The sequence below is a fragment of the Loktanella sp. R86503 genome (assembly GCF_042466455.1).
Taxonomy (GTDB): Bacteria; Pseudomonadota; Alphaproteobacteria; order Rhodobacterales; family Rhodobacteraceae; genus Loktanella.
The window spans coordinates 1,079,909-1,098,381 of the sequence record NZ_JAXHCI010000002.1 but is presented as its reverse complement, the minus strand read 5'-3'; the positions used below and the strand labels follow the sequence as shown (position 1 = coordinate 1,098,381).

The 18,473-nt window shown below is 61.8% G+C and carries 21 protein-coding genes; 10 read left to right on the top strand and 11 right to left on the bottom strand.

Annotation, left to right across the window (positions count from 1 at the left end; translation table 11 throughout):
• Window positions 1-198 precede the first annotated feature (198 nt).
• Together SJY10_RS06335 and SJY10_RS06330 are read right to left on the bottom strand one after the other, a co-directional pair.
• Entirely contained in the window at window positions 199-381 is a 183-nt protein-coding gene (locus SJY10_RS06335; protein WP_386680653.1) for a CsbD family protein, read from the bottom strand.
• Window positions 382-492: 111 nt separating this feature from the next.
• Window positions 493-1,257: an NAD kinase gene (locus SJY10_RS06330; protein ID WP_386680651.1), complete on the bottom strand. Its 765-nt coding sequence runs from the start codon at window positions 1,255-1,257 to the stop codon at window positions 493-495.
• A gap of 172 nt (window positions 1,258-1,429) precedes the next feature.
• Between SJY10_RS06330 and glyA the strand changes: the two genes are divergently transcribed.
• Window positions 1,430-2,725 (top strand): serine hydroxymethyltransferase, encoded by a 1,296-nt coding sequence (gene glyA, locus SJY10_RS06325; RefSeq protein WP_386680649.1) that lies wholly within the window; start codon window positions 1,430-1,432, stop codon window positions 2,723-2,725.
• 139 nt (window positions 2,726-2,864) lie between these two features.
• Window positions 2,865-3,521: a DsbA family oxidoreductase gene (locus tag SJY10_RS06320; RefSeq protein WP_386680647.1), complete on the top strand. Its 657-nt coding sequence runs from the start codon at window positions 2,865-2,867 to the stop codon at window positions 3,519-3,521.
• A 57-nt stretch (window positions 3,522-3,578) separates the two neighbouring features.
• On the opposite strand, the gene SJY10_RS06315 is transcribed toward SJY10_RS06320, so the two are convergent.
• Window positions 3,579-3,950 carry a hypothetical protein gene (locus SJY10_RS06315; RefSeq protein WP_386680645.1) on the bottom strand — a complete coding sequence of 124 codons (372 nt, stop codon included), beginning with the start codon at window positions 3,948-3,950 and terminating at the stop codon, window positions 3,579-3,581.
• A 78-nt stretch (window positions 3,951-4,028) separates the two neighbouring features.
• Between SJY10_RS06315 and SJY10_RS06310 the strand changes: the two genes are divergently transcribed.
• Window positions 4,029-4,778, top strand: coding sequence for an alpha/beta fold hydrolase (locus SJY10_RS06310; RefSeq protein ID WP_386680643.1), 750 nt, complete (start codon window positions 4,029-4,031; stop codon window positions 4,776-4,778).
• On the opposite strand, the gene SJY10_RS06305 is transcribed toward SJY10_RS06310, so the two are convergent.
• Window positions 4,775-4,984, bottom strand: coding sequence for a hypothetical protein (locus tag SJY10_RS06305; RefSeq protein ID WP_386680641.1), 210 nt, complete (start codon window positions 4,982-4,984; stop codon window positions 4,775-4,777). The two genes, SJY10_RS06310 and SJY10_RS06305, sit on opposite strands and share 4 nt — an antisense overlap.
• On the opposite strand from SJY10_RS06305, the gene SJY10_RS06300 reads away from it, so the two are divergent.
• Entirely contained in the window at window positions 4,983-5,120 is a 138-nt protein-coding gene (locus SJY10_RS06300; protein WP_386680639.1) for an entericidin, EcnA/B family, read from the top strand. The genes SJY10_RS06305 and SJY10_RS06300 overlap by 2 nt on opposite strands.
• Window positions 5,121-5,149: 29 nt before the next feature.
• Complete coding sequence (locus SJY10_RS06295; RefSeq protein ID WP_386680637.1) at window positions 5,150-5,500, top strand: hypothetical protein; 351 nt, start codon at window positions 5,150-5,152, stop codon at window positions 5,498-5,500.
• 106 nt (window positions 5,501-5,606) lie between these two features.
• On the opposite strand, the gene SJY10_RS06290 is transcribed toward SJY10_RS06295, so the two are convergent.
• Window positions 5,607-6,386: an ABC transporter permease gene (locus tag SJY10_RS06290; protein ID WP_386680635.1), complete on the bottom strand. Its 780-nt coding sequence runs from the start codon at window positions 6,384-6,386 to the stop codon at window positions 5,607-5,609.
• Window positions 6,387-6,501: 115 nt separating this feature from the next.
• Here SJY10_RS06290 and SJY10_RS06285 point away from each other — a divergent pair, with 115 nt between their 5' ends.
• The gene (locus tag SJY10_RS06285; RefSeq protein ID WP_386680633.1) at window positions 6,502-8,577 is read left to right on the top strand and encodes a 4Fe-4S binding protein; all 2,076 of its coding nucleotides are present in this window, start codon (window positions 6,502-6,504) and stop codon (window positions 8,575-8,577) included.
• Window positions 8,574-9,437, top strand: a complete 864-nt coding sequence (locus SJY10_RS06280; RefSeq protein WP_386680631.1) for an FAD:protein FMN transferase — start codon at window positions 8,574-8,576, stop codon at window positions 9,435-9,437. The genes SJY10_RS06285 and SJY10_RS06280 overlap by 4 nt, the downstream gene beginning before the upstream one ends.
• A 53-nt stretch (window positions 9,438-9,490) precedes the next feature.
• Here SJY10_RS06280 and SJY10_RS06275 read toward each other — a convergent pair whose 3' ends face one another.
• The 6 genes from SJY10_RS06275 to pedF all read right to left on the bottom strand — a co-directional run bounded on the left by SJY10_RS06275 (window position 9,491) and on the right by pedF (window position 15,491).
• Window positions 9,491-10,276, bottom strand: coding sequence for an FAD binding domain-containing protein (locus SJY10_RS06275; RefSeq protein ID WP_386680629.1), 786 nt, complete (start codon window positions 10,274-10,276; stop codon window positions 9,491-9,493).
• Between the two features lie 101 nt (window positions 10,277-10,377).
• Window positions 10,378-12,741, bottom strand: coding sequence for a xanthine dehydrogenase family protein molybdopterin-binding subunit (locus SJY10_RS06270; RefSeq protein WP_386680626.1), 2,364 nt, complete (start codon window positions 12,739-12,741; stop codon window positions 10,378-10,380).
• Between the two features lie 109 nt (window positions 12,742-12,850).
• Window positions 12,851-13,333 (bottom strand): (2Fe-2S)-binding protein, encoded by a 483-nt coding sequence (locus tag SJY10_RS06265; protein ID WP_386680624.1) that lies wholly within the window; start codon window positions 13,331-13,333, stop codon window positions 12,851-12,853.
• Window positions 13,334-13,358: 25 nt separating this feature from the next.
• Window positions 13,359-13,880: a CoxG family protein gene (locus tag SJY10_RS06260; protein ID WP_386680622.1), complete on the bottom strand. Its 522-nt coding sequence runs from the start codon at window positions 13,878-13,880 to the stop codon at window positions 13,359-13,361.
• 16 nt (window positions 13,881-13,896) lie between these two features.
• Window positions 13,897-14,799, bottom strand: a complete 903-nt coding sequence (locus tag SJY10_RS06255; RefSeq protein WP_386680619.1) for a substrate-binding periplasmic protein — start codon at window positions 14,797-14,799, stop codon at window positions 13,897-13,899.
• On the bottom strand, window positions 14,799-15,491 hold the full coding sequence (gene pedF / locus SJY10_RS06250; RefSeq protein ID WP_386680617.1) for a cytochrome c-550 PedF: 693 nt from the start codon (window positions 15,489-15,491) through the stop codon (window positions 14,799-14,801). The genes SJY10_RS06255 and pedF overlap by 1 nt, the downstream gene beginning before the upstream one ends.
• Before the next feature lie 156 nt (window positions 15,492-15,647).
• Here pedF and SJY10_RS06245 point away from each other — a divergent pair, with 156 nt between their 5' ends.
• From SJY10_RS06245 to SJY10_RS06235, 3 genes are read left to right on the top strand one after another with little or no spacing between them, the layout of a single operon-like run.
• Window positions 15,648-16,796 (top strand): ABC transporter substrate-binding protein, encoded by a 1,149-nt coding sequence (locus SJY10_RS06245; protein WP_386680614.1) that lies wholly within the window; start codon window positions 15,648-15,650, stop codon window positions 16,794-16,796.
• 2 nt (window positions 16,797-16,798) lie between these two features.
• The gene (locus SJY10_RS06240) at window positions 16,799-17,755 is read left to right on the top strand and encodes a PQQ-dependent catabolism-associated beta-propeller protein (RefSeq protein WP_386684547.1); all 957 of its coding nucleotides are present in this window, start codon (window positions 16,799-16,801) and stop codon (window positions 17,753-17,755) included.
• Window positions 17,725-18,471, top strand: a complete 747-nt coding sequence (locus SJY10_RS06235; RefSeq protein ID WP_386680612.1) for an ABC transporter ATP-binding protein — start codon at window positions 17,725-17,727, stop codon at window positions 18,469-18,471. Before SJY10_RS06240 ends, SJY10_RS06235 begins: the two co-directional genes overlap by 31 nt.
• Window positions 18,472-18,473: the final 2 nt, after the last annotated feature.

Sequence of the window (18,473 nt, the reverse complement as noted above, 5' to 3'; positions counted from 1 at the left end):
ACGCGGACACAGTCGGCCTTAGGACTCAGTATCATGCCGGATGCGACACCGCTTTCGTTCTTGATTTGGATAGAAACCTATCAGATGCGGGCTGGCATCTTACTGCAACCAAAGCGCGACGATAAACGGATCTGAGCAAACAAACAAAAACCCCGCCTGCTTGCACAGACGGGGTTTGAGAATAAGTCGCCTTAGGTCTTAAATATCGTCGCCCAGCGCACCCTTTACGGTTCCGGATACATCCTGAACCGAACCCTTGGCTTTCTGCGCTTTGCCTTCGGCTTCCAGACGCTCGTTGTCGGTCGCATCGCCGACGGCTTCTTTCACAGAACCTGCGGCTTTGTTGCCTGCAGCTTTCACTTTGTCAGTCAATTCACCCATGATGAATTCTCCTTTTCAAACCGGGGGTTGGCGTCAATGATTGCCGCGCTTCCCGTCTGGTGAACTAACCGCGCGCCCGGCGAAAGGTTCCGCATCGCTCTCGCTTTCGTGTCAGGCAAATTGTTCCTGGAACAAACGCTCTTCCAGCCCGTGGCCGGGATCGAACAGAATACGGTGCCGGATACTGGGGTTCGACTGGATTTCAACGCTGACCACATTGCGCACGGATTTGCCGTCGGCGTCCGCCATCACGGGCCGCTTTTCCGCGTTCAGTACGTCGATCCGCACCACCGCCTTTTTCGGCAACAGCGCCCCGCGCCAGCGCCGCGGCCGGAACGCCGCCATCGCCGTCAGCGCCAGCACATCCGATCCGATTGGCAGGATCGGCCCATGCGCGCTGTAGTTATACGCGGTCGAGCCTGCGGGCGTGCAGACCAGCGCACCGTCGCAGACCAGTTCGGGCATCCGCAGCTTGCCATCGACCGTGATACGCAGCTTGGCTGCCTGCGGGCCTGCGCGCAGCAAGGATACCTCGTTAATCGCCAGCGCCGTGTGCATCGACCCGTCCGCCGCCAGCGCGGTCATGATCAGCGGGTTGATGATTTCCTCTTCTGCGTCCTGCAAACGCTGCACCAGCTTGTCGCCATCGTATTCGTTCATCAGGAAACCGACCGTGCCACGATTCATGCCGTAAACCGGCACATCCAGCGCCTGCGTGGCATGAAGCGTTTGCAACATGAAACCGTCGCCCCCCAATGCGACGATAAACTGCGCCTCTTCGGGGGCGATGCTGCCATGGCGCTGGGTCAGCTCTGCCAGCGCCTCTTGGGCAAGAGGGGCATTGCTGGCCGTAAAAGCGATCCGCAGTCGAGGCATAAAGGCGTCTTTCTAAACAAGCGTGCCGGGTTTTGTCCCCTGATCGCACACAGAACGCAAGCGCGCCTCATCGCAGCAGATTGACATGGCGGGACGTTTTGCCGCTTTTGACCCTGCGCCAATTGGCGTAGAAGGCCTGCAAACCTCGTTATCATGCCCGAAAGGAACAGCCATGAACGCCCCCACCCGTGACGACGGCTTCTTTACCGAATCTTTGGCCACCCGTGATCCTGAACTTGCAAAAGCGATGGACGCCGAACTTGGCCGCCAGCGCAAAGAGATCGAGCTGATCGCATCCGAAAACATCGTCAGCGCCGCCGTCATGGAAGCGCAGGGCGGCGTGATGACGAACAAATACGCCGAAGGCTATCCGGGCCGCCGCTACTACGGCGGGTGTGAACATGTCGACGTGGCTGAAAACCTCGCCATCGACCGCGCCAAGCAGTTGTTTTCCTGCGATTTTGCCAACGTGCAGCCGAACTCCGGCTCTCAGGCGAACCAGGGTGTGTTTCAGGCGCTGCTGCAGCCGGGCGATACGATCCTTGGCATGTCACTGGACGCTGGCGGCCACCTGACCCATGGCGCAAAGCCAAACCAGTCCGGCAAATGGTTCAATGCCATTCAATACGGTGTGCGGGCGCAGGATCTGGAACTGGACTACGATCAGGTCGCCGAACTGGCCGCAGAACACCAGCCCAAGATGATCATCGCCGGCGGCTCTGCGATTCCCCGCATCATCGATTTTAAAAAAATGCGCGCGATTGCAGATTCGGTCGGCGCCTATCTGCTGGTTGATATGGCCCACTTTGCCGGTCTGGTCGCTGCGGGTCTGTACCCCTCGCCCTTCCCGCACGCCCATGTCGCCACCACGACAACCCATAAAACCTTGCGCGGCCCGCGCGGCGGCATGATCCTGACCAACGATGAAAACATCGCGAAAAAGGTGAACTCCGCCATTTTCCCCGGTATTCAGGGCGGCCCCCTGATGCATGTGATCGCCGGCAAGGCCGTCGCCTTCGGCGAGGCGCTGCGCCCCGGCTTCAAGGACTACCAAAAACAGGTGGTGCTGAACGCACAGGCGCTGGCGGACGAGCTGATGAAATGCGGCCTTGATATCGTCACCGGCGGCACTGACACGCACCTGATGCTGGTCGATCTGCGCCCCAAAGGCGTAAAGGGTAACGCAACCGAAGCCGCCCTTGGCCGCGCCCATATCACCTGCAACAAAAACGGCATCCCCTTCGATTCAGAAAAGCCGACTATCACCTCTGGCGTGCGCCTCGGCTCTCCGGCAGGCACGACCCGCGGCTTTACCGAAGAAGAGTTTCGCCAGATTGGCCGCTGGATTGGTCAGGTCGTCGACGGCCTTGCCGCTAACGGCGAAGAGGGGAACGCCGACGTCGAAGCGCAGGTCCGTGCCGAAGTCGAAGCCATGTGCGACCGCTTCCCGATCTACCCGAACCTGTAAATTCTACAAAATACCCACAAAGGCCGTCGCACCCTGCGGCGGCCTTTTGCGTTATGCGGCAAGGGCTTCGACTAGGCAGCCCTTGATTAACGCCCCCTGCCGCCCCACCTGATGCGGACAAATGCCAAAGGATACCGCCATGACCGACCGCCCTGAACCTCTTCGTATCGACATCGTATCAGACGTGGTCTGCCCATGGTGCATCGTCGGTTATCGCCAACTGAAACAGGCGCTGGATGCCAAGGGCATCGATTACGATCTGCATTGGCACCCGTTCGAACTGAACCCCGCCATGCCCGCGACAGGCCAAAACATGTCCGAACATATCATGGAAAAATACGGCAGCACCGCCGCCGAGTCAGAGGCAAACCGCAAGCGCCTGACCGATTTGGGCAAAGAGCTGGACTTCGACTTTTCCTTCGGCCCCGACACGCGGATGCACAACACGTTTAACACGCATCAGCTGATCCATTGGGCAGACACATTGGACCGCGGCCATGATCTGAAACAGGCGTTCTTCTCGGCCCACTTCACCGACAACGCCAATTTGTCTGATTCAGATGTCCTTGTGCAGATTGCAGGCTCTATCGGTCTGGATGGAGATGAAGCCCGCGCCGTGCTGGACGACCAACGCTACGCCGAAGCGGTCCGTGCCGAGGAAAAGTTCTGGACCAGTCAGGGTATCAGCGGCGTGCCGGCTGTTGTCTTTGATCGCAAACACCTTGTCACCGGGGCACAGGGCGCTGAAAACTACGGCAGCATCCTTGACCAATTGGCTGCGTTGCGGGCCGCCTGACAGGCACCTTTAAGGATCGGCCCGGCTTGCCGGGTCGATCCACCTATTTGCACAATTCTAAATCCGCCCCTGCGCCCGCAGAACCCAGATTGCAATCGTAAACACCAAAATGCCCAGCGCTGACCAAGCTGCCAGTTTGCGCAGGATGCGCGTCTGCCGCATCGCACCGCGATCAATACCGCCCAGATACGCCAGCACCCGGTCGGCACATTTGCCCGTTGCCGCCGTATCGGCCATGCGCGCCAGCTTCGGATTGCCCTGCGCCACATCCGCCCGCACCACCGCCCGCAAATCGCGGATCACCGCGCGCGGCAGGCTGCGGCCAACCTTGCCGGCCTGCTGTTCCAGCGTGCGACCCTTCAGCCCCAGCTTGGCCTGCAGTTCGGACCGGATACGCGCATTTTTGCGGGAAAGGGTGTCAGCAACCATACCTCTGTGGTAGCGGTGGGGCCGCGCCCTCTCAAGCCCTAGGGCGGCGCGCAACCCAACATCACACAGGCCTGCGACATGCTGAACACAATCACCCACGGCACCCCGACAGATCTGCCGCCTTTGCTGATCGTCCACGGTCTGTTCGGCTCTGCCCGCAACTGGGGCGTGATTGCAAAGCGGCTATCGGACACCCGCCAGGTCGTAGCCGTCGATATGCGCAACCACGGTGACAGCCCCTGGATGGACAGACATACCTATCCCGACATGGCCGCCGATCTGGCGAAGGTGATTGCCGGGATCGCCCCAAAGATGGATGTCATGGGTCATTCGATGGGCGGCAAGGCGGCGATGATGCTGGCGCTAACGCGGCCTGCGCTGGTCAACAAACTGGTCGTCGCTGACATCGCGCCGGTTGCCTATGATCACTCACAAGACGGCCCGCTGAACGCCATGCAAGGCGTGGACCTGTCGCAAATCACATCGCGCAAGGATGCCGCCGACCAGATGGCGGTTGACGCAGCCACGGCAGCATTTCTGCTGCAAAGCCTTGATCTGCAAAACAAACGCTGGAAGCTGAACCTTGATGTTCTGGCCCGCGATATGCCCCAAATTGTCGGCTGGCCAGCGCCAGCAGGCCAGTTCGACGGCCCCGCTCTGTTTCTGCGCGGGGCAAACTCATCTTATGTCCCCGACAGCGCGGCCCCCGCTATCCATATGGCCTTTCCCGCCGCCACCATTGAAACCGTGCCAGACGCAGGCCATTGGCTGCACGCCGAACAGCCCCGCGCGGTGGAATCTGCCGTGCGCGCCTTTCTGGACGCCTAGATCACCGTAGAGGTCAGAAACGCCGCAAGACACAGCCCGCCCATCAGGCTGACAAAGATATAAGGAAGGCTTTGCATCGGATCGCTCCTGCGGTTTGGCGTTTGTGCCACATAATACGCAGGCGCTGCATCTTTCCGTCGCGCGGCATCATACAATGTCATAAGACTTGGAAAATCATCCCCCTTCGCGACCGGAGACTTTCGCATGACACGCATTCTTTCGCTTTTCGCCGTTCTGACAGCCCTGACCGCCTGCAACACCATCGCTGGTGCCGGTCAGGACCTGACCGCAACGGGCACAGCGATCACGGCCCAAACCCGCGCCGTGCAATCGGATCTGTAAACCGCCCTGCCCCGGAAAGCCTGATTGCCATGTTCACGCCTCGCACAGTCCTTGTCGTCATAATCGCCGCTATTCTTGGCACGACCTTTAATGCCATCGCCGTCAACATCATGGCGGGCGAAGAAGTCATGCCGCTGATCACCTCACTTGGCCGCAACCTGGTTGCGATCATCGTGGCCCTGCTGCTGATCCCGACCTTTGCCCGCGGCGGCAACCTTGCCGCCTGGGCCATTGCCCTGATCGCGCTGACCGTGATCCCGTCGCTGCTGGCGAAATTCGCCTTTGGTGCCGCTGCCCCGTGGCAGTTCGTGCTGACGGTGAATTTCATCTACGCCTTCGTCGCGACGCTGATCTATGCGGTGTCCTACCGCAAACATTAGGCACAGTTACACCGCATGCCAAAGGCCCGCAGTCGCCGCTGCGGGCCTTTGGCATGACCGGTCGAGCGTTAACCGCTTGGTCACACTGTTTCGTATGCGATACATATTATGTAAAATAGCGGGTCTGCAGGGGCTGCCGCCACCGCGTCGCCCGCGCCTCGATCCGTTGCATGATGCCGTATTCGATCCCCAGCATGACGACGATGAACGACAGGGCATAGGCCATGACGTAAGGCACCTCGAACAGTTGAAAATACAGGTGGATCTGAAACCCGATCCCGTCGGGGCGGCCCAGAAATTCCACCACAAGCACCAGCTTCCAGATGATCGCCAAACCGTTGCGCGCCGCCGATGACAGATAGGGCGCAAGCTGCGGAAACACGACATGACGCAGCCGGGTCAGCGGCGACAGCTGATACACCTGTGCCATATCCCGCAGGGACCGGTCCAGCGCCCGCGCCCCCTCGCGCACCGTGACAATCACCGTCGCGGTCTTGTTAAAGCTGACGGCCACAATCGCCGCCGTCTCGTTCAAACCGATCCACAGATAGCACATCACGATCACAACCAACGCCGGGATATTCAGCGCGACAACGACCCAAGGATCAAGCCATCGGTTCAGCCGCGGCATCGTCCCCAGCATCACGCCCAGCGCCACGCCAATTCCCATGGAAATGCCAAACGCCAGCGCAACGCGGACCAGCGTCGGGACCAGATGATGCGCCAGTTTGCCGCTCATCGCCTCTTGCACCATGATCGCGCCGACCTGCCCCGGCCCGGGGAATGTGCGCGGGGTATCGATCCACCACGCCGCAGCCACCCAAAGCACAATCAGCGCCGCCAATGATGCCAGAGTGATCGCGCCTGATGTCAGTCTTGATTGCATAAACGCCCCTCTTGCCCCCACCCTGCGGCCCCTTGCCCGCAGGGTCAACGCCGCCTGCCGTCGCCGCGACTTTGGTCCTATGTCGCGGCAGGTGACTTGTTCCTAATCTGCCCACATGGGTGGAGCCAATCGTTTCTTAGTCTCGTGTCTGCTGATCTGTCTGGCCTTGCTGGCCAGCCCGCAAACTGCCCATGCCCAACTGACCAAGGCAGAGCTGACCCCCTTTGTCACACCGCCCTTTTCCATCGGCGAGCCGATCAACGACAATGGTGTGTGGGAGTTGCTGAACTCTGGCGGTGCCCTTGCCGGCTACGTGTTCGAGACAGAGGAGATGGCACCCCTGCCCGGCTTTTCCGGCGCGCCGATCAACATCTTTGTCATGCTGGATCTGAACGGAGCCTTCATCGACGTGCGCCTGATTTCCCATAACGAGCCGATCTTCGTCTCTGGTCTGGGCGAGGCCCCTTTGCGCAAATTTTTCGAACAATATCGCGGGCTGTCGATCAACCGAAGCCTTGTCGTCGGCACCCCCTACGGCGGCGCAGGGGATGGCTCTGCCCTTGTCTATCTGGACGGCGTGACCAAGGCGACCGCCAGCATCCGCATCGCTCACGAAAGCATCCTTGCCGCCACCCGCGCCGTGGCCCGCGAAAAAATGCACGGCGTCGCGAGCGCCCCGCCCGCCTATCCGAACCCCGACCACGCAGAGGATCTGGACTGGAACGCCTTGATGGATCAGGGCCTTGTGACCCGCAAAACCGTGCTGAACAGCGACGTCAACGCCGCCTTTGACGGCACGATCTTTGCCACCGACGATCCCATCGCGCAGGCGGACCCGGACGGCGTCTACCTTGATCTTTACATCGTCGACCTCGGCGCGCCGTCGATCGCCGCCGCCGCCCTTGGCCCGCAGACCCTGCGCGAATTGCAGGCATTCCAGCGCATATCCCCCACGGACGAGCCGATCTTGCTGATCGACGCAGGTCGCCACGGCCTTGTGTCACCTGATTTCATCCGCAACACATCGCCTGACTGGCTTTCGGCGCAGCAGGATGGCCTGCCCATCGCCCTGCGCGACGCCGACCTGTTCGTCACCCTGTCGCCGCAAGCCCCGCAAGGCACGGCGATCATCCTGCGCACGGACCGCCGCCTCGGGTTCGATCCGACCCGTGAGTGGACTCTGAACGTGCAGGCAATCCGCGAACACGGCCAGTTCATGCCGCAAATCGGCCAAGCGACCCTTTCCGCAACCCATCTGACCTCTGACCGCTTTTATCTGCGCCCGGTGGAACAAGTCGCCGAAAGCGCCTTTGCCGGGGCCATCCGCAACCGCCAAAGCGATCTGGTCGTGCTTGGCCTGTTCCTTGCTGGGCTTTTGCTAATCCTTGGCCCCGGTCAAAAACGCTTTGCCGCATGGGCCGCCTTTACCCCCACGCGCCTTGGCATCCTTGCCTTTGTGCTGGGCTTTATCGGCTGGTGGGGCCAGGGCCAGCTGAGTATCGTCACAGTCCTTGGCGTCATTCGCACCGGCGTCTTTGGCGGATCCTTCAACTTCCTCGCTTACGACCCCTTCGGCACGCTGGTCTGGATCGTCGCGATCCTTGGTTTCGTCCTTTGGGGCCGCGGCCTGTTCTGCGGCTGGCTTTGCCCCTTTGGCGCACTGCAAGAGTTCGCCCACCACCTTGGCCGCCTGCTGCGTCTGCCCCAGTGGGAGGTATCGCGCGCTTGGGACCAGCGCCTGAAATGGATTAAATACGTCCTGCTCGCTGGCCTGATCGCGACCATTTTCATCGCCCCGGACAGCACCGACACGGTCGCGGAAATCGAGCCCTTCAAAACCGCCATCACTGTGTTTTTCGTGCGCGACTGGTACTACGTCCTTTATGCCGCCTTCTGGTTGGTCCTTGGCATGGTGACGTTCAAGGGCTTTTGCCGCTACGTCTGTCCGCTGGGTGCCTTCATGGCGATCGGCGGCATGATCCGCACACGCAGCTGGATTCCCCGCCGCGCAGACTGCGGATCGCCCTGCCAGCTGTGCAAGGTAAAATGCAAATACGGCGCGATCAAACAGACGGGCGAAATCCAATACGACGAATGCTTCCAATGCCTTGACTGCGTCACGATCCACGACGACCCCGCGCAATGCGTGCCGCTGATCCTTGCAGCCCGCGGCAAAAGGAAAGCCGCATGAAACGCCGCCGTTTCCTGACCCTGACAGCCGCCACCCTTGCGATCCCGCGCAGCGCCCGCGCCGCCGTCTGGCAGGGCACCGCCCTTGGGGCCGATGTGTCGATCACGCTCATGGGCCGAGGGGCGCAGGATGCTCTGGCGCAGGTGCGCCAGACACTGGCCCGGATCGAGGCGCTGTTCAGCCTCTATACGCCGTCAACGCTGACGCAGCTGAACACGAACGGCACCCTGTCCGCGCCACCCGCCGAATTCACCGCGCTGTGCCGGATCATCAGCCGGGTCCACGCGCTGACCGGCGGTTGCTTTGACCCGACAGTCCAGCCGTTATGGACCGCCTTGGCCACTGGCACCGATCCCCGCGCCGCCCGCGCCTTAATCGGCTGGGACCGCGTGACGCTCTCGCCTGACCGTATCACCGTTGCCCCTCATCAAGCGCTCACCTTCAACGGCATCGCCCAAGGCTTTGCCACCGATATCATCACGGCCGAACTCGCGACCGCAGGCTTCACCCACGCTTTGATCAACATCGGCGAATACCGCGCCCTGGGCGGCCCCTGGCACATCAGCATCCACGATCCCGCAGCAGGCCAGATTGCGCAACTGGCGCTGACGGGCCAAGCCGTCGCAACATCCAGCCCCGCCGCAATCATGGCCGGGAACACCCCCCACATCCTGTCCCCCGCAGGCCACCCGCCGCTGTGGTCCACCGCCAGTGTCACCGCCCCTAACGCCGCGCTGGCCGACGCGCTGTCGACTGCGTTCTGCCTGATGGACCGCGCGGCGATTAGCCAAACCCTCGCCCATTTCCCCGGCACGCAGGCGCGTCTGATCGACATGAACGGCAACCTCAGCCGCGTATGAAAAAGCCCCCGGTGCGCGTGGGCACCGGGGGCTTATATCGTCAGGCACGATGCTTACTTTGCGTTCTTCACCGCCCGCCTGGCCATCACGCCGCACAGATGCGCACGGTAAGCCTTGTCGCCATGCAGGTCCGCGATCATCGGGCCCTCATCGATGGCGACGCCGTCCAGCGCCTCTGGCGTAAAGTTTGCGCTCAATGCAGCCTCGGCTGCCGCCCAGCGGAACACACCCTCGCCGGATGCACCGGTAATAGCCACCCGCACGCCTTCTGCAAACTTGGCCACGAAAACCGCAACAAGCGGAAAACGCGATGCCGGCTGGATGAACTTCTCATAGCAGGCCACCTGCGGAACCGGAAACTTCACTTCGGTGATAATCTCGCCCTCGTCCAAGGCCGTGTCGAACATGCCCTGAAAATAGTCATCCGCCGCAATCTCGCGCCGGTCGGTGACAATCACCGCACCAGAGGCAAGCACACCCGCCGGATAGCATGCCGACGGATCGTTATTGGCAAGCGACCCGCCAATGGTACCACGCGTGCGCACCGCCGGATCACCGATCCGCGCTGCCAAAGATGCCAGTGCCGGATAACCCAACGCACCCTCCGCCACCGCCCGGTGCACCGTTGCGCCCTTGATACAAATGCGTCCTTCGCTGTCGGTGCTGATGCCCTTCAACTCTGGAATATTGTGCAGACTCACCAGCTTTTCTGGGTCCGCCAGCCGCGCCTTCAATGTCGGGATCAGCGTCTGCCCGCCCGACAGCGCTTGCCCGCCCGCCGCAATCGCCGCCTTGGCCGCATCCAGCGTTGTCGGCCGTTCAATCTCGAATGCATACATGATGTCTCATCCTTATCCTGTAAACCAAAGCTCGGGTCCCCCCTTCTTCTGGTTAAAAATATCCCGGGGTCCGGGGCAGCGCCCCGGTTCACCCTCTCGCCTTACTGCATCGCAGCCCAAACCCGGTGCGGCGTCAGCGGCATGTCGATATGTGCCACCTTCTTGCCCGAACCAGAGTTGATGGCGTCCAGCACCGCGTTCACCAGGCTTGGCGGCGATCCGATCGCCCCCGCCTCGCCGCAGCCTTTCACACCCAGCGGATTGTGCGTACAGGGCGTCTGGCAAGAATGATCTACCGTATAGAACGGCACATCCCCCGCCCGCGGCATCGCATAGTCCATATAGGACGCACTCAGCAGCTGACCGTCACTGTCATAGGCGCAGCCTTCCATCATCGCCTGCCCGATGCCCTGGGCAATGCCGCCATGCACCTGGCCCGACACGATCATCGGGTTGATCACATTGCCGAAATCGTCTGCGGCGCAAAACCGCTCGATCTTGACGTGACCTGTCTCGGGGTCCAGCTCGACCTCGCAGGCATAGGCCCCCGACGGATAGGTAAAGTTCGCCGGATCGTAAAACGCCGTCTCCTCCAGTCCAGGTTCGATATCCGTCAGCGGATAGTTGTGTGGCACGTAAGCAGCCAAGGTAACATCACCCCAGGCCACGGATTTATCCGTGCCCGCGACGCTGAACCGCCCGTCCTTCAGTTCGATATCACCCTCAGAGGCTTCCATCAGGTGGGCCGCGATCTTCTTAGCCTTATTGATTACTTTTTCAGCCGCGCGCACCATCGCAGATCCGCAAACCGCCAGGGACCGCGACCCATAGGTGCCCATGCCAAACGGGATCTTTGACGTATCGCCGTGCACGATGTCGATCTGGTCTTCGGGGATACCGATCATTTCGGAAATCACCTGCGGGAACGATGTCTCGTGACCCTGCCCGTGGCTATGCGCACCGACCATCACGGAAATGGACCCTGTCGCGTTCACCCGCACGGTGGCCGCGTCATACAGACCCGCCCGCGCGCCAAGCTGGCCGACAAGGTTCGACGGCGCGATGCCGCAGGCCTCGATATAACAGTTCATGCCTAGCCCGCGCAGCTTGCCCTGGGCCTCGCTCTGCGCGCGGCGCGCTGAAAATCCGGCAAAATCTGCAATCTCGACCAGCTTGTCCATCGTCGCATGATAATCGCCGGTGTCATATTCCACCGCAACCGGCGTGGCATAGGGGAACTGGGTGATAAAGTTCTGGCGGCGCAAGGCAATCGGATCAACGCCCAGCTCGTGCGCGGCCATGTCGATGACCCGCTCTAACTGGAACGTCGCCTCCGGCCGGCCCGCACCGCGATAGGCGTCGACCGGCACGGTGTTCGTAAACACCGCCTTTACGTTCACATAGATATGCGGCGTCTTGTAATTGCCCGCCATCAGCGTGCCGTGCAGCCAGGTCGGCACACTGGATGCAAAAGTGCTTAAATAGGCGCCCATATTGGCATAGGTCTGCGTGCGCACGGCAACAAAGTTGTTGTCCGCATCCAGCGCCAGCTCGATCTTGGTCACATGATCGCGCCCATGGGCGTCCGACATAAAGGCTTCCGACCGGGTGCTGGTCCACTTGACCGGACGGTTCAGCGCCTTGGCCGCAAAAGTGACAAAGGCCTCTTCCTGATAATGAAAGATCTTGGTGCCAAAACCGCCGCCCACGTCAGGGGCCACGACCCGCAGCTTGTGTTCCGGAATGCCCAGCACGAAGGCCCCCATCAGCAGCCGGATCACATGCGGGTTCTGGCTGGTGGTATGCAGCGTATGGAAATCGTCTGAACGGTTATACTCGCCAACCGCAACCCGCGGCTCCATCGGGTTGGCGACCAAGCGGTTGTTCACAAGCTCAAGCGTCGTGACATGCGCCGCGCCCTTGATGGCGTCATCCACGGCCTGACGGTTCTCTTCAACAAAGCCCCAGTCATAGCACAGATTGCCAGTCAGATCGTCGTGCACCTTTGGCGCATCCGCACTGATGGCATCCTTCATGTCGATCACTGCCGGCAACACATCGTAATCCAGCACGATGGCCTCGACTGCATCGCGCGCCTGCGCCAAAGTCTCCGCGACGACCGCGCAAATCGGCTCGCCGACATGGCGGATCTTGCCATGGGCCAGCACGGGATGACGCGGCTCCTGCATCGGATCGCCATGGCGGTCCGTGATCAGCCAGCCGCAGGGGATCGACCCCACCGCCTCAAAGTCCGCACCGGTAAAAATGCGGTGCACCCCCGGCATCCCTTCCGCGGCCGAGGTATCGACCCCGTTCAACACCGCATGTGCCACATCCGCGCGCAGGAAATGCACATGCAGCTGGCCGTAAATATTAATATCGTCGGTATAATTTCCCGCGCCGGTCAGAAACCGCACGTCTTCGCGCCGCTTGCTGCTGGCACCAATTCCACTGTCCTTGGGCATCTTAAGCTCCTCTCCCTGCAAGGCCGGGCGTCGCCGCCTCTCCCCCCTGCTTCTTCTGGTCAAAAATATCCCGGGGTCCGGGGCAGAGCCCCGGTCCTCCCCCCGAAAACTACTCTGCCGCCAGCGCTGGCATCTCCTGCCCGCTAGCCGCCATGATAGCCTTGATAATGTTGTGATAGCCCGTGCAGCGGCAGATATTGCCGTCCAGGTGATGCCGGATTTCGGCCTCTGTCGGCTTGGGGTTGTCATGCAACAGGCTCGTTGCTGCCATGACCATGCCGGGTGTACAGAACCCGCACTGCAAGCCGTGGTAGTCCTGGAACGCCTGCTGCACCGCCGACAACGTGCCGTCCGGTGCCGCGACACCCTCGATCGTGGTGACCTTCGCGCCTTCGGCCTCTGCTGCGAACATGGTGCAAGCCTTCACTTGCGCGCCGTCGACATGCACAGTGCAGGCCCCGCATTGCGACGTGTCGCAGCCAACATGGGTGCCTGTCAGATGCAGACCTTCCCGCAGGAAATCCACCAGCAACGTCCGGCCCTCGATGTCGCCGGATACGGTGCGGCCGTTTACCTCCATTGATACTTTCATTCGCTTTCCTCCCCTTCGTTTATGTTCAATCTTTACGGCCGATCAGGCGCTTCACCCAACCTTTTTTCTCGTCCTCCGGCGCATCCACCGCGGGCGCATCCTCTCCGCCGCCTTCGACCACCTTTTTGAAGTCGTCGAAAAACTGGTCCGCCATTTTTGCCGCAAAGCTGTCGATCAGGCGGCTGCCCAGCTGGGCGATCTTGCCGCCGACCTTGGCGTTCACGTCATAGGACAGCAGCGTGCCGGTTTGTGACGGTGTCAGCACCACATCCGCCCCGCCAGAGGCAAAGCCCGCAGGCCCGCCCTTGCCCGCACCGGTGATGGTCAGGCTATGGGGCGGCTTCATGTCGGACAAGCTGACCTCACCCTTAAAGGTCGCTTTTACCGGGCCGACCTTTTGCACCACGGTCGCGGTAAAGCCGTCATCGGCGTTGCCGTCCATTTCGGTGCAACCGGGCACACATTGGCGCAGCACGTCGGCGTCCAGCAGGGCAGCCCAGACCGCCTCTGGCGGGGCGGCGATGTCGCGTTCGTCTTTCATTTCCATAGGTAAGCTCCGGGTATTAGCGCAAAGGCGCGTCAAAGGTCAGACCATGCGCGGCAAAAATTGCCGCGATACGGCCATCCGTCAGGGCAGCGCGGACCGCATCGTCAACCGCATAGCCAAGGTAGCGATAGCGGGTGTGCACGGCCAGACCGATTGTCCAGGTGCCCACCGACAGCCCCGGCAAGGGAGGCTGGTGCAGATCCCCTGCCTCTGTCAGCCCGGCCTGCAATTGCGCGCGCGGGCCTGCGACGGCCATGACTTCGCCATTCGCCATCCCCTGCATGGCAAGGGCGACGGTGGGATAATGGGCCATCTGCGGGACCAGCATCCCGTTGCCGATAGAGGCAAGGTAGAAGTCCGCAATCGTGTCGTTATCCACACCAACGGTGTCATAGCGGAAATAGGCCGGCACGGGCGGGTCATCGGGATAATCCGCCCTGTTATAGGCAATCGCAATGCTTTCCTTGGCGTATTGCCCGGTAAAGACGACCTGATCAATCCGGCAGGCAAAGTTCACGTCATAGGGCACGTGCAGCATCACGTTGTTGACAGGGCCCCCCGTGGGCGGGCCCTGCCAGATGTAGTTGCGCAGGTCCGCCTCGACCGTCTCGCCTGCGGGCAGCAGGTCAAAGCGGGCCTGAACCCCAAGCGCGTCCGCGATCAACTGGCCGATTTCGATATCGACGCCGGCGGGCTGGCCGTCTTGCAGATATGACCAGGGCGGAAAGTTTTCATAGGCGGCAAAGGTGATCAGGTCCCGCGCCAGAATGGTATCCAGATCCTGACCAACAATGTCGCGGCTCGCGTTCTGGGGCTTGGGTTCAGGCACATAGTCTTCGCAGGCGGCAAAAGCAGGCACGGCCCAGCCCAGCGCCAGACAGGTCACGCCCGCCAAAGCAAAGGGAAGCCGCGCCGTCATCAATTGTGGACCGACAGGCCGACGGTCAGCGTTTCCGCCGCAAGCGCATAGGATGCGGGGGTGCCGTCCAGCTGCTCTGACGCGCGAAACGCCACGCTGTCAGCAATGGGTGCGCTGGACAGGGTCGGAATGCGAGCGGCAATCTCGTCCAGCTTGGCCTTCATTGCTGCATCGTCCGGCGTGCCTTCGCCTTTGGCCCAAAGCGCCAGTTCATCGCGCAATTCCTTCAGCGCGCCGCTTTCCGCCATGACGGCCTGATCGTCCGGGCGCGTTTCGACATAGGTGCGGATTGCCCAGGCGGTTTTCTGGCTAAGCACATCGGCAAAGGCGGGCATCTTGGTGATGCCGTCCTGCGTCATGCCGTGCTGAAAGCGTTCGGCAAACCATTCGTCGTCGTAATCCGACGCCTCTAGCACGCGCAAATCAGGGGCAAGCCCGCCAGAGATCGCGCCAAGCCCGTGGCAGCGTGCGCAATTCTGGGTATAGGCGCTTTCGCCCACCTCTATGGCGCGGGTCCAGACGTCATGATCTGCGGCGCGATACGGGTTTTCCGCCAGCCAGTCTTCGCCCACGTCGGGCAGACCGGCATTGTCGACCTCTGTGATGCCAAGCGGCAGGCCCGCGGCGAAAACGCTGCCCGCCATGACGGCAAAGGCTGCGGCCAACGCGTGGCGCGGTGTACGAAGTGTCATCGGTCTCTCCTCCCGGATGCGTTTGAGTCGACTTAAACCCAAGCATCGCCTGATCGGTATTGGACCTTTGTGCCATGCCTTTGGGGAGGGCGACCTTGGTCGTATGCCCTCCGGCGCAAGGCTGGTGCTAGGCTTTGCCGTGGGGGGAGCTGGTCGATGATAAAATGGTGCATTGCAGGCTGTCTGATCGGCTGGGCGGGGGTTGCTGCGGCGCAGGTCGATGTGGCCGTGACATACCTGCGGCTGGACGATCGCAAGCCGCCCACCCTGTCGGACTTTGATCCTGATCCGGCGGATCTGGGCATTGCGGGTGCGCAGGTGGGGCTGGCGGATATTGCGACGACGGGGCAGTTCCTGAACCACACCTATGAGCTGACAGAGGTGGTCGCCACGACGCAGGCCGACCTGCTGGCCGCGAGTGCGGGTGCCTCTGGGCTGGTTGTCGTGCAGGCCCCCGCCGCGATGGTGCTGGCCGTGGCCGATGCCATGCCCGGCGCGTTGGTGTTTAACGCCGCCGCCGCTGACGATTCGCTGCGCGGGGCGGATTGCCGCGCAAACCTGCTGCACACGGCCCCCAGCTATGCCATGCGCGCCGATGCGCTGGCGCAGTTTCTGGTGACGAAACGCTGGACCGATGTCGCGCTGGTGCATGGCCCCGCGCCTGCCGACCTGGGCTTTGCGAATGCTCTGCGGGGGAGCGCGGAAAAGTTCGGCCTGCGCCTGCGGGGCGATGCCCCTTGGGGTTTTACCGGCGACATACGCCGCACCACGGGGGACGAGGTGCCAAGCTTTACGCAAAAGCTGGGCGATTTCGACATGCTTCTGGTTGCCGATGAAATCCACGATTTCGGCCGCTATCTGAACTATAACACATGGGAGCCGCGGCCGGTTGGCGGGTCCGAAGGGCTGACGCCTGTTGCCTGGTCTCCGGCGGTGGAACAATGGGGCGCGCAGCAGTTGCAAAGCCGGTTCCGCGATGCGGCGGGGCGCGGTATGCGGCCGGGTGACTACAGCGCATGGGCCGCCCTGCGCGCGATCGGTGAAGCGGTCACGCGCACCGGATCAAGCGATCCCGCGGTGCTGCGCAGCTATCTGCTGGGGCCGGAATTTACGCTGGCAGGGTTCAAGGGACGCGCCCTGTCGTTTCGCGCATGGAACGGGCAGTTGCGCCAGCCGATCCCGCTTGTGGATGCGCGCGCCGTCGTGGCCGTCGCCCCGCTAGAGGGATTTTTGCACCCTGACACCGAACTCGACACGCTGGGCGGCGATCGCCCGGAATCCACCTGCACAGCCTTTGGAGAATGACGATGCGAACGCTTGCCCTGCTGGCCCTGATCGCCACCCCCGCCGCTGCGGATGAAATCTGGGTGACGAACGAACGTGACGACACGATCAGCGTTATTGATGCGGATACGTTGCAGGTCACGCGCACGATCAACGTCGGGGAACGGCCGCGCGGGATTACCTTTGCGCATGATTATTCCGTCGTTTACGTCTGCGCGTCAGCCAGCAATTCGGTGCAAGTCATTGATCCCGACACCGGAGAGATCCTGCACGACCTGCCGTCGGGCGAGGACCCCGAACAGTTCGTGCTGCATCCCGATGGCAAGCATCTGTATATCGCCAACGAGGATGACGCGATCACGACCATGGTGGACGTCGAAAGCCGCACAGTCGTCGCCCAGATCAGCGTCGGGATCGAGCCGGAGGGCATGGCCGTCAGCCCGGATGGCAAAACCGTGATCACAACCTCGGAAACGACGAACATGGCGCATTGGATCGATACGCAAACGCAGACGATTTATGCCAATACACTGGTGGACAGCCGCCCCCGCGATGCCAATTTCGTCAAAAATGGCGCGGAGTTGTGGGTCAGCTCTGAAATCGGTGGCACGGTGACGGTGTTTGACACCGCGGATCAGACAGAGCTGTCGAAAATCAGGTTCGAAATTCCCGGCGTGCTGCCGGAATTGATCCAGCCAGTCGGCTTTGTGCTGACGAAGGATGAAAAGACCGCCTTTGTTGCGCTTGGCCCGGCGAACCATGTCGCGGTGGTCAACGCGGATACATACGAGGTTGAACGCTACATTCTGGCGGGCCGCCGCGTCTGGCACATGGCCTTTGACGCGGATGAAACCAGATTGTTCACCACCAACGGCGTCAGCAGCGATGTGACCGTGATCGACGTGGCTGACGAGGCGGCAGAGACGACGATTGCCGTCGGCCGCTTTCCATGGGGCGCGGCGCTGCGGGTGACGGATTGAACGGGCTTGACGTCAGCGGCGTTAGTTTCGCCTATGGCAAGAGGCAGGCGTTGCGGGACGTCAGCTTTACCGTGGCACCGGGGCGGTTTTGCGCCTTGCTGGGGCCGAACGGCGCGGGGAAATCGACGCTGTTTGCGCTACTGACGCGGCTGTTTACGACCCGGAACGGGACGATTGCGATTGCAGGGCATGATTTGGAGACCGACGCGCGCGCCGCGATGGCGCGGATCGGTGTGGTATTCCAGCAGAGCACGCTGGATCTGGACCTGAGCGTGCGGCGCAACCTGTTGTATTTCGCCGCCCTGCACGGGCTTGGCAACGCGCAGGCGACCCGGCGGGTGGACGAGGTGCTGGATGTAATGGACATGGGCGCGCGGGCCAGTGAACGCGCCCGCGATCTGAACGGCGGTCACCGCCGCAGGCTCGAGATCGCCCGCGCCTTGATGCATGATCCGGCGGTGCTGCTGCTGGACGAGCCGACGGTGGGGCTTGATGCCGCGTCGCGGGCGGGAATCGTGGATCACGTGCACCGATTGTGCGCGGATCGCGGGCTGACGGTGTTCTGGGCAACCCATCTTACGGATGAAGTCTGGCCAAGCGATCAGGTGCTGATCCTGCACCAGGGGCGGATTTTAGCGGATGAAACATGTGCTGATTTGACTGTTGATACGGATCTGCGCGATGTGTTTTTGATCATGACACAGGTCGCGGCGTGATC